We start from the raw sequence: 13,148 nt of genomic DNA on the forward strand, positions 1-13,148 counted from the left end.
GGCATCAGACACCCTCCAGCGCGGTGAACTCGTCGCCGCCGAGCAGCGCGCCGCCGTCGACGGTCAGCACCTGTCCGGTGACCCACGACGCGGCCTCGCCGGCGAGGAACTCCGCGGCGTCCGCGACGTCCTCGGGCTCGCCGAAGCGGGGCAGTGGCCAGCGGCCGTAGACCTTCTCGCCGCCGGCGATGAGCGGCCCGGAGAACCGGGTGTTCACGACCCCGGGCGCGATGCCGTTCACCCGGACCCGCGGGCCGAGTTCGACCGCGAGCTGGGCGGTCAGGTAGTTGAGCGCCGCCTTGCTCGTGCCGTAGACGCCGGACGGACTGCCCGGGGTCTCGGCGACGTTGGAGGAGATCATCAGGACGGAGCCGGGCCGGGTCTCCCCCAGGCCCGCCTCCAGGGCCAGCTGCGTCCAGCGCAGCGGGGCCCAGAGGTTGACGTCCATGATCTTCTGCCAGCGGCCGTGGTCCACCGTGTGGGTCGGGCCGAAGTGCGGGTTGGCGGCGGCGTTGTTGACCAGCACGTCGAGTGCGCCCCACCGCTCGCGCACGTCCGCGAGCAGGGCCTGGGCGGTGTCCTCGTCGGAGACATGCACGCCCGCGCCGCGCGCGGTCTCCCCCGAGGGGTCCAGGGCCTGCGCCGCGGCCGTCGCGTCGTCGGCGTTGCGGGCGCACAGTACGACCCGCGCGCCCCGTTCGTGGAAGCGGCGCGCGATGCCGAGACCGATGCCCCGCGAGCCTCCGGTGACCACGGCGACCCGGCCCTTCATGGACCCGTCCGGCGCCGTGGCTTCTCGTTGACACCCTTTGTGTGGCATGCCAGCATCCTAAATCTAATACTGGTTGATTAATAGGGGTGCATCCATGACGCCCGATCAGTTCGACCACACCGCCGAGGACCACGCCGCGCGCTGGCGGGACATCTACGCGGAGGCCCGCCGCGGCTGCCCGGTCATCTCCTCCGAACGCCACGGCGGCTACCACGTACTGACCCGGCACGCCGACATCACCGAGGCGCTCCGCAACCACCAGGCCTTCTCCTCCGAACGGTCCTGGCACGCCGACGGCACCGACAACGGCCTCGGCGTCGCCATCCCGCACCAGCCGGTACGGGTCGGCATCCTCGAGATGGACCCGCCCGAGCACACGAAGTACCGCAGACTTCTCACCCCGTGGTTCACCCGCCAGGCCATCGCCCGGGGCCGCGAACGGATCCGGCACACGGCCACCTGGGCCATCGACCGGATCATCGAGAAGGGCGGGTGCGACATCGTCACCGATCTCGCCGGGCCGTTCCAGGCCATCGTCATCCTCGACATCCTGGGCATCCCGCTGGAGCGGTGGTCGGCCTACGCCGACGTCGCCGAACGGATGGTCCGGCAGACCGAGGACCGCGCCGAGGGTGCCCTCTGGATGCGGGAGGACGTCCGCAAGGAGGTCGAGCGCCAGCGCGCCGCACCCCGGCCGGGGCTGATCAGCGGTCTCAACACCGCGGTGGTCGACGGCGAACCGCTCAGCGTCGGATGGGCCACCGAACTCGTCAACATGATGCTGCTCGGCGGCGAGGGCACCACGATCGCGACCATCGCCCACATGCTCAAGCATCTGCACGACCGGCCGGAGGACCGGGCCCGGATCACGGCCGACCCGTCGCTGCTGCCGACCGCGGTCGACGAGATGATGCGCTACCACGCGCCGTCCCCCGGCCTGGCCCGTACCGTCACCCGGACGGTCGAGGTCGGCGGCCACACGTTCCACCCCGGTGACCGGGTGCTCCTGTCCTACGCGTCGGGCAACTTCGACGAGGACGTCTTCCCGGACGCCGCAACCCCCGACATCACCCGCTCGCCCAACCCGCACCTCGCCTTCGGCGGCGGCGTCCACCGCTGCCCCGGGGCGCTGCTGGCCTCCGCCAACGCCGAGGTGTTCCTCGGCGAACTGCTGCGCCGCATCCCGGAGTACGGGATCACCGCCGTCCAGGCTTACGAGCGGATCCCGCTGACCAACGGCTTCTACTCGATGACGATGGCCTACCGCCAGGGCCCGCGCGAGGGCACCGACACCGGCGAACTGCCCCGGCTGACCGGCGAGCGGGTACGCCCGAGCGAAGGAACGGACCGATGAACGACTCCTCCGTCCCGGTCGGCACCCCCGAGCCGTTCGACCACCACTCCCCCGCCTTCGCCGAGCAGTGGCCGGAGATCTACGCGGACCTGCGCGCGGGCTGCCCGGTCACGCACTCCCCGCGGCACGGCGGGTTCTACGCCGTCACCCGCTACGAGGACATCCGCCGCGTCCTGCGGGAACCGGAGACGTTCGCGTCCGGGCGCGAGCTGGAGTTCGACGGCCGGACCGTGGGCGGGGCGACCGTGCCGGTCACGGCGTCGCGGCTGGGGATGATGGAAATGGACCCGCCGGCCTCCCTCGCCTACCGCCGGCTGATCGCGCCGTTCTTCTCCGCCCGCACGGTCCGCGAGTACACCCCCCGGCTCACCACGATCGTCGACCGGATCCTCGACCGCACCATCGAGTCGGGCCGGATGGACGTCGTCGATGACCTCGGCGCCGTGCTGCCGCCGCTGGTCATCGTCGATCTGCTGGGGCTGCCCCTCGACCGCTGGCAGCACTACGCGCACGCCCTGCACCAGGGCGTCGGCCACCGGAAGGGCTCGGCGCGGGCGATCATCGGCGTGATGCGGGAGATGCGGGAGCTGGTCACCGAGTGGCGGGAGCGCGGGGCCGGGCCGCCGGGCGTCTGCACCGCCCTGCTGGAGGCCGAGGTCGACGGGCGGCCCATCGACGACGACCTGATCGCCGAGCTGGTGTTCATGCTGCTCACCGGGGGCGTCGACACCACGACGGCACAGATATCCAACGTCGTCGGGCATCTGGACGCCCATCCGGAGCTGCGCCGTCGGCTGATCGAGGACCCCGACGCCGTCCCGGGTGCGACGGACGAACTCCTGCGGCTCTACAGTCCGGGCACCGGCGCGGCCCGCACCGTCGTCGCTCCGGCCACGCTCGGGGGCGTCGAACTGCGGCCGGGTGACCGGCTCTTCCTCGGCATCGGCTCCGCCAACCGCGACGAGACGGTGTTCCCCGATCCGGAGACCGTCGATCCCGACCGTGCGAACGCGCACCAGCACACGGCGTTCGGGATCGGTGTGCACCGCTGCGTCGGCGCGTACCTCGCCAAGGCCGAACTCGTCGAGGTGGTCCGCGCCCTGCTCCGCCGGATGCCCGACTTCGCCGTCGACCGCGAGGGTCTTGTCCACCGGCCGGTGATCCCCCTGGTCAACGGCTGGACCTCGATGCCCGTCCGGTTCACCCCCGGCCCGCGGGTGGTCCCGGAACACGCCGCCCCGCTGCCGGAGACGGCGGCTGTCGGTACGGCGCCGGCCGGTACGGCGGACCGGCACGGCTGATCCGGCTGCACTGTCCGGACCCCGCCCGGTCCCACCTGCTCCGAACTGATCCGAACTGATCTCACCGGGGCCTGCACGGCCGGCCCGGCTCCCCCGAGCCGGGCCGGCCGGCCGACGTGGTTCCGCCGCCCCCTGGCCGCAGGCCCGTCCCTCCGCCCGCGGCGGCGCCGATGGCCCGGTCCCCCCGTCGGGACCGGGCCATCGGCGTACCGCTTCGCGGGGTCAGGCGCGGGTGGCTTTGAGGGCCGGCAGCGAGGCAGCGGTGTTCTCCAACAGGCCGAGGGCCTGGTCCATCATCCGGTCGAGGAGCACCTTGACCGGCACGATGTCCTTGATGGCGGCGGCGACCTGACCGGCGACGACGATGCCGGCCTCGGTGTCGCCCTCCATCTGGGCCAGGTACCCCCGGTCCTCCTTCCACTGGTTCAGCTCGTCCACGGAGATGCCCGACTCCTTGACGGCCGGCAGTTCCTCCAGGAGGGCCTTGTTGCGCAGACCGCGGCTGGGCGCGTAGTAGCCCTGGTAGGTCATGTCGTCCCACTCACGCGAGTCGACGATGTACTGCTTGTAGTTCTGGTGCCACTCGTGCTCCTCGGTGGTGATGAACCGGGTGCCCATGGCGACGCCGGCGGCGCCCATGGCGAGCATCGCGGCGAGCCCGTATCCGTCGTGGATGCCGCCGGAGACGATGACCGGGATGTCGACCTCGGCGATCACCTGCGGGGCGAGCACCATCGTGGAGACGGGCTTGAGGTGGGTGTGACCGCCCATCTCGTAACCCGAGGCGATGACGACGTCCACGCCGGCCTCGGCCGCCTTCACCGCGTGGCGCACGGAGCCGACCTTGTGGACGTGCAGCAGGCCGGCCTCCTTGATGCGCTCGGTGAAGCCGCCGGGGAAGCCCGCCGAGGTGGTGATGGCGGCGAAGTGCTCGCCGACCGGGCCGCCGGCGAGCTTGATCCGGATCGCCTCGTCGATGCAGGCCTCGGAGGCCGGCAGCATCTCGCCCGAGGAGAGGGTTCCCACCGGGATGTTGACCGCGAAGGCGCCCCGCGCGCCGACCGCCACCTGCTCCATCCGGTCACGCAGCTTCTTGCGCAGTTCCACCTCGGGGGTGAGCAGACCCGGCGTGGAGACCGAGCCGAGCCCTCCTGCCGCGGACACGGCGGTCGCCAGCGAGGTGGTGGGTGACGGACCCATACCGTCCTGCATGATCGGGTACTTGGTTCCGAGTCGGCCGCACAGGGCCTGCCATACCGCTCCCACGTCGATCCCTTCCGCTGAGTGCGCAAACGGCCCTTCCCGGGGCCCGGACCCGCTCAGCCTAACGACATTTGGTTATTGCGCCAAGACCCCTCTTCGGCAACTGCGGACCACCCTCCGCCCGGGCCGCCCCCTCCGCCCCTTGGCCCTAGAATCTAATGTTGTTAGATTATGATTATTGCCGTCCCAGTGAGGTGCGATGTGAGCAACTACGCCCGGGCGACCGCCCCGCCACAGGACTCGCGCTACTTCCGCGACGTCCTCGGACAATTCCCCACCGGTGTCGCGGTCATCACGGCGCTCGACGCGAAGGGCCGGCCCCTCGGCATGGCGGTGGGGTCCTTCGGTTCGGTATCGCTCGACCCGCCCCTGGTTAGCTTCATGCCGGCGCGCACGTCGAGCACCTACCCGAGGATCGAGGCCTCCGGACGGTTCTGCGTCAGCATCCTCGGCGCCGACCAGGAGGACGTGTGCCGCGCCATGGCGACCAGGGGCGCCGACAAGTTCGACGGGATCACGTGGTTCCCGGCACCCTCCGGCGCACCCGTCATCGACGGGGCCCTGGCCTGGATCGACTGCACGCTCGCCCAGCGCCACGAGGCGGGCGACCACTACATCGTCGTCGGCGAGGTCGACCAGCTCTCCGAGCTCCGGCCGGGTCCGCCGCTGGTGTTCTTCCGCGGCGGGTACGGCGGGTTCACCACGCCGTCGCTGATGGCCGCGCCCGAACGGGATCTGGTCGAGCTCATCGAGCTGGCCGGGCGCGCCCGGCCGGTCATGGAGCGGCTCGCCCGGGAACTCGACCTCGAATGCCTCGCCGTCGGGACGGTCGGCCGGCAGTCCGTCTGCCTCGCCATCGCCGACTCCCCGAACGCCGACTACATCTCCTCCCGGGTCGGTTACCGCACCCCGTTCGTGTTCCCGGTCGGCTCGGTCTTCGTCGCCTGGGACCCGGCCGGCACCGGCGCCTGGCTCCCCGACGACCCGGCCCACGCCGCGGCGGGTGAGGCCGCACTGCGCCGCACCCGGCGGCGGCGCTGGTCGGTGGCGATCGGCGACGACCACTACGACCAGCTCGAGCGCGCGGTCGGCCTGCAACTGCGCCATCCCTCGGTCGACGAACTCGACGGCGTGATGCGCGGACTGCGCGAGGAGCAGTTCGACCCCGAGCTCGATCCGCACACGTCGTACGACGTCCGGATGCTCGTGGCGCCCGTCTTCGGCCCCCGGAAGGTCGAGCTCGGCCTCGCCGTCCGGGGCTTCGGCCGCCATCTCGACGGCGCCGAGGTCGAACAGGTCGCGGCCCGGCTGGTCGAGGCGGCCGACGAAGTGAGCAGCAAGATCGGCGGGGCGGACGCCCTGGCCGCGGCGATCGGCAGGGAGACAGCAGCATGAGCGTGCCCGTCGACACCGCGCTGCCCATCAAGGGCGGCGCCGATCCGGCCGCGGCGGCGCGTGCGGCCGAGGAGGCCGGCTACGACGCCGTCTGGGCCAGCGAGCTCGACCGCGATCCGTTCCTCCAGCTGGCCGTCGCGAGCACCGCGACCGAGCGGATCGGCCTGGGCACCGGCATCGCGGTGGCCTTCGCCCGCAGCCCGATGAACGTCGCCTCGATGGCGCACGACCTGCAACGCCTCTCGCAGGGCCGCTTCATGCTGGGGCTCGGCACCCAGGTGCGCGCGCACATCACCCGGCGCTTCTCGATGCCCTGGTCCGAACCGGCCGCCCGGATGCGCGAGTACGTCCTCGCCCTGCGCGCCATCTGGTCCGCCTGGGAGACCGGTGACCGCCTCGCCTTCGAGGGCCGGTTCTACACGCACACGCTGATGACGCCGATGTTCACCCCGGCCCCGCACGGCCACGGCACACCACCGGTCGTCGTCGCGGCCGTCGGGGACCTGATGACCGAGGTGGCCGGGGAGGTCGGGGACGGCGTCCTGTTCCACAGCTTCCTCACCGAGCGCTATCTGCGCGAGAACACCCTCGCGGCGCTCGGGCGGGGACGCGCCAAGTCCTCGCGTCCGGGCTTCCAGCGGGTCGGCGGGCCGTTCGTGGCGACCGGCACGACCCCGGAGCAGATCTCCGCCGCGGCGGAGGCCACCCGGAGCCAGATCGCGTTCTACGCCTCGACCCCGTCCTACCGGCCGGTGCTGGAGGCGCACGGCTGGGGCGGGCTCGGCGAACGGCTGCACGCGCTGTCCCGTGCGGGCGACTGGCAGGCGATGACCGCCGCGGTGGACGACGAGGTGCTGCACGAGTTCGCGGCCGTCGGCACCCCGGAGGAAGCGGCGGACATCCTCGCCGCGCGCTACGCCGACGTGTTCGACCGCTTCACCCTCGTCACACCGTACGACCTCGACGAGACCGCCCGCGCCCGGGTCGCCGCCCGCCTGCGGGAACTCACCTGACCTGCGGCCGACGCCACAACGGGTGTCCTCCGCTCTTGTCGGAAGGCACCCGCCACTTTACGCTAACAGCGTTTGGTTAAAAGCGCGTACGACAAGGATCCGCCATGACCGAGAGCCGTAAGTCCGAGCACGCGTACCACCTCGACAACACCGATCCGTCCCTCGCCCCACACCTGTTCGAGACACTGAAGGACGTGCAGGGCAAGTGCCCCGTCGCGTGGAGCGACGCGGTCGGCGGGTTCTGGATGCTGACGAAGTACGCCGACATCACCGCGGCGGCCAACGACTGGGAGACCTACACCGTCGAGGAGGGCCACACCATCCCGTCGACCGGGAAGTCGGTGATGCTCCCGCTCGCCGAGGTCGACCCGCCGCTGCACACCCCGTGGCGCCGGTTCCTCGTGCCGTACTTCACCCCCAGGACCGTCGAGGGCTACCGGCCGGTGATCGAGGGAATCGTCGAGGACGCCTTCTCGGGCCTGGCCGCGAGGGAGCGCGGGGACCTCGTCTTCGACGTCGCCCGCAAGGTCCCGACCTCCACGATCTCCGCGATCCTGGGCTTCGAGCAGGACGGGAACCACATCTCCGACATCGTCGACGAGTGGATGGCCTCCACGGGGGACCCGGAGCGCGCACGCAGCGCCGCGGCCGCCGTCGAGGCCGTCGTGCGGGAGGAGATCGACAAGCGTCGCGGGAAGCCCGCCGAGGACGTGCTCGGCAGGATCATGGAGGGCGAGATCGAGGGCGCCCCGCTGACCGACGACGAACTGCTCGGCCTGTGCATCGTCTTCATCGTGGCCGGTCACGGCACCACCGTCGACGGCATCACCAACACCGTGCACCGGGTGCTCGCCGAGCCGGGTCTGATGGAATCACTGCAGGCCGACCGCTCCCGGCTGGGCAAGGTCATCGACGAGTCGCTGCGCATCAACCCGCCGGTGTGGAACATGGGGCGCACCGCCCGCAAGGACGCCGAGGTGCGCGGTGTGGGCATCTGTCCCGGGGAGAAGGTGATGCTGACGTTCGGCGCCGGCAACTACGACCCGGAGAAGTTCGAGGAGCCGGACCGCTTCGACCCGGACCGGCCGGGCGTGCACGGCCATCTGACCTTCGGTTTCGGCCGTCACCGGTGCATCGGTGAGGCGCTGGCGAAGCTGGAGATCACCATCGTGCTGGAGTACATCCTCGACCGGCTGCCCGACCTGGCCCTGGACGGCGAGGTCACCGCCCGGACCTACTTCACGACCTACGGCTTCACCGCGCTGCCCGTCCGCCACGGCGCCGTCGCCCCGACGGTCTGACGGCCCGCCCCCGCCACGACGGGAAGGCCCCCACCCCGCGCGGGGTAGGGGCCTTCCCGTCGTGGCGTGCTCTTCCGGGGCGCCTGGTTCAGTCCTGGTTCAGCCCTGGGGCAGGGTGGTGCCGGAGTTGAACGCGGCGAGGTCCCTGCGCTCGGCGAACCGCCACTGCCCGTCGGTGTCGCGGACGACGACGTCCTCGTAGCGGCCGAACTGGTGGACGCGGCCGTCGGGCGCGAGCACGACGAAGTACGCCGTCCCGGTGGCCCGGTCGCCCTCGTAGGAGGTGACGACGGCGTTGACGGTGAGGTGGTGGTGGAGAGGCGCGCCGGGGGTCTTGGTGGCGATGGTCCGCAGGCGGGCCCGGCCGCGGACCTTGCCGGTGTCGTCGAGCACGTCCAGTCCCCTCGCCCGGAAGGACGCGGCGGTGTGGCCGAAGGAGGAGATGTCGGTCCAGCCGTCCTCGGTGAAGCAGTCGGCGTAGGCGGCGCCGTCCGCGAGGTCGGCCGCCTGGGCGTAACGGGCGTACAGCTCGTAGATCGCCAGGCGGTCGGCGACCTCGCGGGGGCCGCGCCCGCCGGTGGCGGCCGTCTCGGGCGTCACCGCACGGCCCCGGCGGTGGCGCTGCGGGCGGCGGTGCGGCCGAAGACGAGGGCGTTGCCGATGGAGGTGCCGCCGCCGGCGTACACGTCGGCGTCGAGACCGCCGGCCACCTCACCGCCGGCGAACAGGCCCGGTATCGGGCGGCCCGCGGTGTCCAGGACCCGGGCCTCGTCGTCGATGCGCAGACCGGCGAAGGTGATGCCGATGATGGCCGGCCGCAGCTCCACCGCGTAGAACGGGGCGGTCGAGACCGGGGCCAGTGTGCCCTTCTTCTCGAAGGCGGTGTCGCGGCCCCGGGTGACGTCGGCGTTCCAGTGCTCGGCGGTCGCCTGGAGACCGGCGGCGGCGATACCGGTGCGCTCGGCCAGCTCGGCCAGCGTGGCACCGGACTTCACGACGCCTGCCTCGATCTGTTTGCGCAGCATGGCGGCGGTCCAGTTCGACTCCAGGTCGACGCCGAGGCCGTAGGGGTCGACGTGCCCGCTGTCGGCGACCTGGCGCAGCGCGGCCTCGTCGAAGACGGCCCAGCACGTGCCACCGGGCTGCTTGGCGATGACGTGCGGCATCACGCAGTAGGTGTCGGTCTCGTCGACGAAGCGGTGACCGTTCTTGTTGACGTAGATCACCCAGGGCGGGGTGAAGGCGTCGTTGAGGCGGCCGAAGTTCGGCGTCTCCAGCAGGGTGCCACCGTAGCCGCGCAGTTCGCCGCCGGCGGCCAGTCCCATGCGGACACCGTCGCCGATGTTGGTGTCGGGGCCGAGGTACCAGTGCCAGTCGCCGTGCTCGACGGCCTCGGGCCAGTGCTCACCGAGCAGGTCGGGGGCGGCGCCGAAGCCACCGGTGGTGAGGATGACGGCGTCCGCCCGGATCTCCTCCCCGGACTCGGTGCGTACGCCGGCGACGGCACCGTCGTCCCCGGTGAGCAGTCCGGTGCAGCGGGTGGCGGTGCGGATCTCGACGTTGTCCATCGCCTCGACCGCGGTGAGCAGCGCGGCGACGATCATCGCGCCGCCCGCCGGGCCGAGCCCGCGTGTGTCACCGGTGGGCAGGTGACCGCGCGGCTTGTACTCGAGTCCGGCGATGTAGAGGCGGTCGGGCTCCCAGGTGACGCCCAGCTCCTCCAGCCAGCCGATCACCTCGCGGGTGCCCTCCGCCGAGGCGCGCAGCAGCCGCGGTTCCAGTTCGTGCCGGCTCACCGTCATGTAGTAGTTGATGAGCTCGTCGACCGAGTCCTCGACGCCGCGGGCCTTCTGGACCGGGGTGTCGGCGGCGTAGACGACGCCGCCGGCCCGGGCGGTGGCGCCGCCGACCTGATCGGCCGTTTCGAGGAGGATCACGTCGGCTCCGGCCCGGCCTGTCTCGAGTGCGGCGGCGAGTCCGGCACCTCCGGCCCCGACCACGGCGATCCTGCGGGTTGCTGCCATGAATGAACCTTTCTGCACAGGGGTGCCGGTGGGGGCCGCCCCGTAGTGGCCCCCACCGGCACACGGCTGTCCGGCTGTCCGGCTGTCCGACTGCTTGCGCTTCGCTACTTGGCGAACGGGTCGAAGAAGTCGCCGTCCGGCACGATCCGGCCGTCCTTCACCGCGCTGGTGCCGACCTCGAACGAGGCGACCCGCGGGTACTCCGGCAGCGGAGGGGGATCCTGGATGCCCTGGTAGTCCGGGTAGGCGTCGCCCAGGCTGACCGGTTCCTCGATGGCGTCGAGGAGCTTGATGACGGAGGCTCCGTCGGTGATCTCGCTGCCTTCGGCGACCGCGGCGAACAGCTTGACGGCCAGCCAGCCGTTGAGGCCGATGTCGTCGATGTTGACCTTCGGATCGGCGGCCTTCATCGCCTTGTTGAACGCCGCGATCTCCGCGTTGGAGGTGTCGGAGGCCGCGTGGCCGCGGGAGGTGAGCACGATGTTCCCGGCGTCCGGCCCGAGGATCTTCAGTACGCCCGGGGTGACCATGGAGGAGATGCCGGTGATCAGGCCCTCGTATCCGGCGGACCGCAGCGCGGTCGCGATCCGGCCGGCGTCGGCGCCCGAGCCCTGCAGGGAGACCGCGTCGGGGTCGTGGCCGATCGCCTTGGCCACCACCGTCGCGTAGTCGGCCGAGCCGATCGGGGCGTAGATCATGGTCGCCTTGCCGCCGGCCTCTTCGACGCCCTTCTTGGCCCATTCGGCGCCGGCCCGGGCGGTCTCGTTGTCCCCGCCGATCACGACGACCTTCGGGCCGCCGCGCTCGACCGCGAGCTTTCCGGCGCCGACGCCCATGCCGACCGGGGTCGCGTTGATGGGGTAGGACACCGGGCTGGTCGCCTCGTTCTGGCCGTCGGCGCCGCCGGGGCCGACGATCGGGATCTTCGCCTGCTCCATCACGGCCGCGATGGCCCCGATGTTGGGCGAGAGCGGGCCGACGACCGCGGCGACCTTCTCGGAGACGGCGCGCTGGGCGCAGGCCGTGGCCTCGTTGGGATCGAACTTGTCGTTGCAGGTCAGCAGCTCGATCTTGCGGCCGTCGATGCCGCCGTCCTCGTTGACCTGTGCCACCGCGGCGGTCACGGCCGTCTTGAGCCACGGTACGGAGTAGACCTGGCTCTCGAACGACGCGATCGTCATGATCTTGACGGGACCGTCGGACGTTCCCCCGGTTCCGCCGTCGCCGCACGCGGTGAGCAGCAGCGGGAGCACCGCGAGTGAGGCAAGTGTTCTCTTGCGCATGTCGTGTTCAGCCCTTCGCGGTGTGGACGACCTGCTGCTCGGTGAAGGACCGCAGTCCGTCCTCACCGTTGGCGACCCCGAGGCCGCTGTGCTTGGCGCCGGAGAACGGCGCGTGGGAGGGCAGCATGGCGTGGCAGTTGACCCATGCCGTGCCGCATTCGAGCTGTTCCGCGACCGCCCTGGCCTTCGCCGCGTCGGCGGACCAGACCGAGCCGGACAGGCCGTAGTCGGTGGCGTTGGCACGTGTCACCGCCTCGTCGACGGTGTCGTACTTCAGCAGTGGGATCGCCGGGCCGAACTGCTCCTCGTCGACGATGCGCATGCCTTCGGCCACGTCGGCGAAGACCGTCGGCTCGAAGAAGTAGCCGCCGCCGTCGATGGGCTTGCCGCCGGACACCACCCGGGCGCCGCCGGCGACGGCGTCGGAGACCAGCTCCGAGACCCGCTCGAACTGCGGACGGGTGGTCAGCGGGCCCATGGCGGTGGCGGGGTCGGTCGGGTCACCGACGACGGTGGCGCGGGCCGCGGCGCCGAAGGCCTCGACGAACTCCTCGTAGCGGTTCGCCGGAACGAAGATGCGCTTGGGGATGCAGCAGATCTGGCCGCAGTTGAACATCGAGAACGCGAACAGGGTGCCGGCGGTCTTCTCCAGGTCCGCGTCGTCGAGAACGATCGCCGCGTCGTTGCCCCCGAGTTCGAGGGTGACCCGCTTGAGGTCGTGGGCGGCGTTGACGGCCACGGACCGTCCGGCGGCGATCGAGCCGGTGAAACTGATCTTGCGCGGCGTCGGGTGCGAGGTCATGGCCTTGCCGAGCTCGTCGCCGCCGGTGACGACGTTGATGACGCCGGGCGGCAGCACCTCGGCGCCGATCCGGCCCAGCAGCAGGGTCGAGAGCGGAGTGAACGGCGAGGGCTTGAGCACGACGGTGTTGCCGCCGCGCAGGGCCGGGGCGATCTTCCAGGTCCACATGCCGACCGGTCCGTTCCACGGCGTGATCGCGGCGACCACGCCCATCGGCCGGTGGGCCACCTCGATCCTGGCGGTGGCGTCGTCCTGGATGACCCGCTTCGGCCAGTCCAGGTCGGCGTAGTAGCGGATCCAGGGTGCGGAGGAGGCGACTTCGGCCGCGGCGACGGCCCGCGGCTTGCCGGTCTCCTGGATCAGGAGCGCGGTCAGTTCCTCCTGGTGGGCGTCGACGGCGTCGGCCAGGTCACGCAGGGTCTGCCGGCGCGCGTCGTCGTCCCGCTTCCAGCTCGTCTGGGCGCGGGCGGCCGACGTCATCGCCTGGTCGAGCTGCTCGGGCGTGCACTCGGGTGCCTGCGCCTCGACGGCACCGGTCGCCGGATTCACGACATCGAAGGTGTCGCGTGTGTCGACGGGCTTGCCGTCGATCGTCATGCTCAGCATGGGTGTCCTCCACGTCCGGACCACGAGGGATGAG

11 protein-coding genes are annotated in these 13,148 nt (G+C 71.6%); 5 read left to right on the top strand and 6 right to left on the bottom strand.

The window, feature by feature from the left end:
* Positions 1–4 precede the first annotated feature (4 nt).
* Positions 5–820: an SDR family oxidoreductase gene (locus V4Y04_RS00355; RefSeq protein ID WP_332424904.1), complete on the bottom strand. Its 816-nt coding sequence runs from the start codon at positions 818–820 to the stop codon at positions 5–7.
* A 46-nt stretch (positions 821–866) separates the two neighbouring features.
* Here V4Y04_RS00355 and V4Y04_RS00360 point away from each other — a divergent pair, with 46 nt between their 5' ends.
* Both V4Y04_RS00360 and V4Y04_RS00365 read left to right on the top strand, forming a co-directional pair.
* Positions 867–2,126 carry a cytochrome P450 gene (locus V4Y04_RS00360; RefSeq protein WP_332424906.1) on the top strand — a complete coding sequence of 420 codons (1,260 nt, stop codon included), beginning with the start codon at positions 867–869 and terminating at the stop codon, positions 2,124–2,126.
* Positions 2,123–3,427: a cytochrome P450 gene (locus V4Y04_RS00365; RefSeq protein WP_332424908.1), complete on the top strand. Its 1,305-nt coding sequence runs from the start codon at positions 2,123–2,125 to the stop codon at positions 3,425–3,427. The genes V4Y04_RS00360 and V4Y04_RS00365 overlap by 4 nt, the downstream gene beginning before the upstream one ends.
* A 222-nt stretch (positions 3,428–3,649) precedes the next feature.
* On the opposite strand, the gene V4Y04_RS00370 is transcribed toward V4Y04_RS00365, so the two are convergent.
* Positions 3,650–4,693 carry an NAD(P)H-dependent flavin oxidoreductase gene (locus V4Y04_RS00370; protein ID WP_332424910.1) on the bottom strand — a complete coding sequence of 348 codons (1,044 nt, stop codon included), beginning with the start codon at positions 4,691–4,693 and terminating at the stop codon, positions 3,650–3,652.
* Between the two features lie 198 nt (positions 4,694–4,891).
* On the opposite strand from V4Y04_RS00370, the gene V4Y04_RS00375 reads away from it, so the two are divergent.
* From V4Y04_RS00375 to V4Y04_RS00385, 3 genes are all read left to right on the top strand, one after another.
* Positions 4,892–6,085 carry a flavin reductase gene (locus V4Y04_RS00375; protein WP_332424912.1) on the top strand — a complete coding sequence of 398 codons (1,194 nt, stop codon included), beginning with the start codon at positions 4,892–4,894 and terminating at the stop codon, positions 6,083–6,085.
* Positions 6,082–7,098 (top strand): TIGR03617 family F420-dependent LLM class oxidoreductase, encoded by a 1,017-nt coding sequence (locus V4Y04_RS00380; protein ID WP_332424914.1) that lies wholly within the window; start codon positions 6,082–6,084, stop codon positions 7,096–7,098. The genes V4Y04_RS00375 and V4Y04_RS00380 overlap by 4 nt, the downstream gene beginning before the upstream one ends.
* Positions 7,099–7,202: 104 nt before the next feature.
* A complete protein-coding gene (locus tag V4Y04_RS00385; RefSeq protein WP_332424916.1) occupies positions 7,203–8,399 on the top strand; it encodes a cytochrome P450 in 1,197 nt (398 codons plus the stop codon).
* Positions 8,400–8,498: 99 nt separating this feature from the next.
* Here the strand turns inward: V4Y04_RS00385 and V4Y04_RS00390 are convergent, their stop codons facing one another.
* The 4 genes from V4Y04_RS00390 to V4Y04_RS00405 form a co-directional block, all read right to left on the bottom strand.
* Complete coding sequence (locus V4Y04_RS00390; RefSeq protein ID WP_332424918.1) at positions 8,499–8,999, bottom strand: nuclear transport factor 2 family protein; 501 nt, start codon at positions 8,997–8,999, stop codon at positions 8,499–8,501.
* Positions 8,996–10,423 (bottom strand): FAD-dependent oxidoreductase, encoded by a 1,428-nt coding sequence (locus tag V4Y04_RS00395; RefSeq protein WP_332424921.1) that lies wholly within the window; start codon positions 10,421–10,423, stop codon positions 8,996–8,998. Before V4Y04_RS00395 ends, V4Y04_RS00390 begins: the two co-directional genes overlap by 4 nt.
* Positions 10,424–10,527: 104 nt before the next feature.
* Positions 10,528–11,706, bottom strand: a complete 1,179-nt coding sequence (locus tag V4Y04_RS00400; protein ID WP_332424923.1) for an ABC transporter substrate-binding protein — start codon at positions 11,704–11,706, stop codon at positions 10,528–10,530.
* Between the two features lie 7 nt (positions 11,707–11,713).
* On the bottom strand, positions 11,714–13,114 hold the full coding sequence (locus V4Y04_RS00405) for an aldehyde dehydrogenase family protein (protein ID WP_332424925.1): 1,401 nt from the start codon (positions 13,112–13,114) through the stop codon (positions 11,714–11,716).
* Between the last annotated feature and the right edge of the window lie 34 nt (positions 13,115–13,148).

The sequence above is a fragment of the Streptomyces sp. P9-A2 genome (assembly GCF_036634175.1).
In the GTDB taxonomy this organism is placed as follows: Bacteria; Actinomycetota; Actinomycetes; order Streptomycetales; family Streptomycetaceae; genus Streptomyces; species Streptomyces pratens.

Excerpts from the sequence above, each read along its gene's own strand:
- V4Y04_RS00355 (WP_332424904.1), bottom strand. The coding sequence starts at position 820 with ATGCCACACAAAGGGTGTCAACGAGAAGCCACGGCGCCGGACGGGTCC.
- V4Y04_RS00360 (WP_332424906.1), top strand. The coding sequence starts at position 867 with ATGACGCCCGATCAGTTCGACCACACCGCCGAGGACCACGCCGCGCGC.
- V4Y04_RS00365 (WP_332424908.1), top strand. The coding sequence starts at position 2,123 with ATGAACGACTCCTCCGTCCCGGTCGGCACCCCCGAGCCGTTCGACCAC.
- V4Y04_RS00380 (WP_332424914.1), top strand. The coding sequence starts at position 6,082 with ATGAGCGTGCCCGTCGACACCGCGCTGCCCATCAAGGGCGGCGCCGAT.
- V4Y04_RS00385 (WP_332424916.1), top strand. The coding sequence starts at position 7,203 with ATGACCGAGAGCCGTAAGTCCGAGCACGCGTACCACCTCGACAACACC.
- V4Y04_RS00395 (WP_332424921.1), bottom strand. The coding sequence starts at position 10,423 with ATGGCAGCAACCCGCAGGATCGCCGTGGTCGGGGCCGGAGGTGCCGGA.
- V4Y04_RS00400 (WP_332424923.1), bottom strand. The coding sequence starts at position 11,706 with ATGCGCAAGAGAACACTTGCCTCACTCGCGGTGCTCCCGCTGCTGCTC.
- V4Y04_RS00405 (WP_332424925.1), bottom strand. The coding sequence starts at position 13,114 with ATGCTGAGCATGACGATCGACGGCAAGCCCGTCGACACACGCGACACC.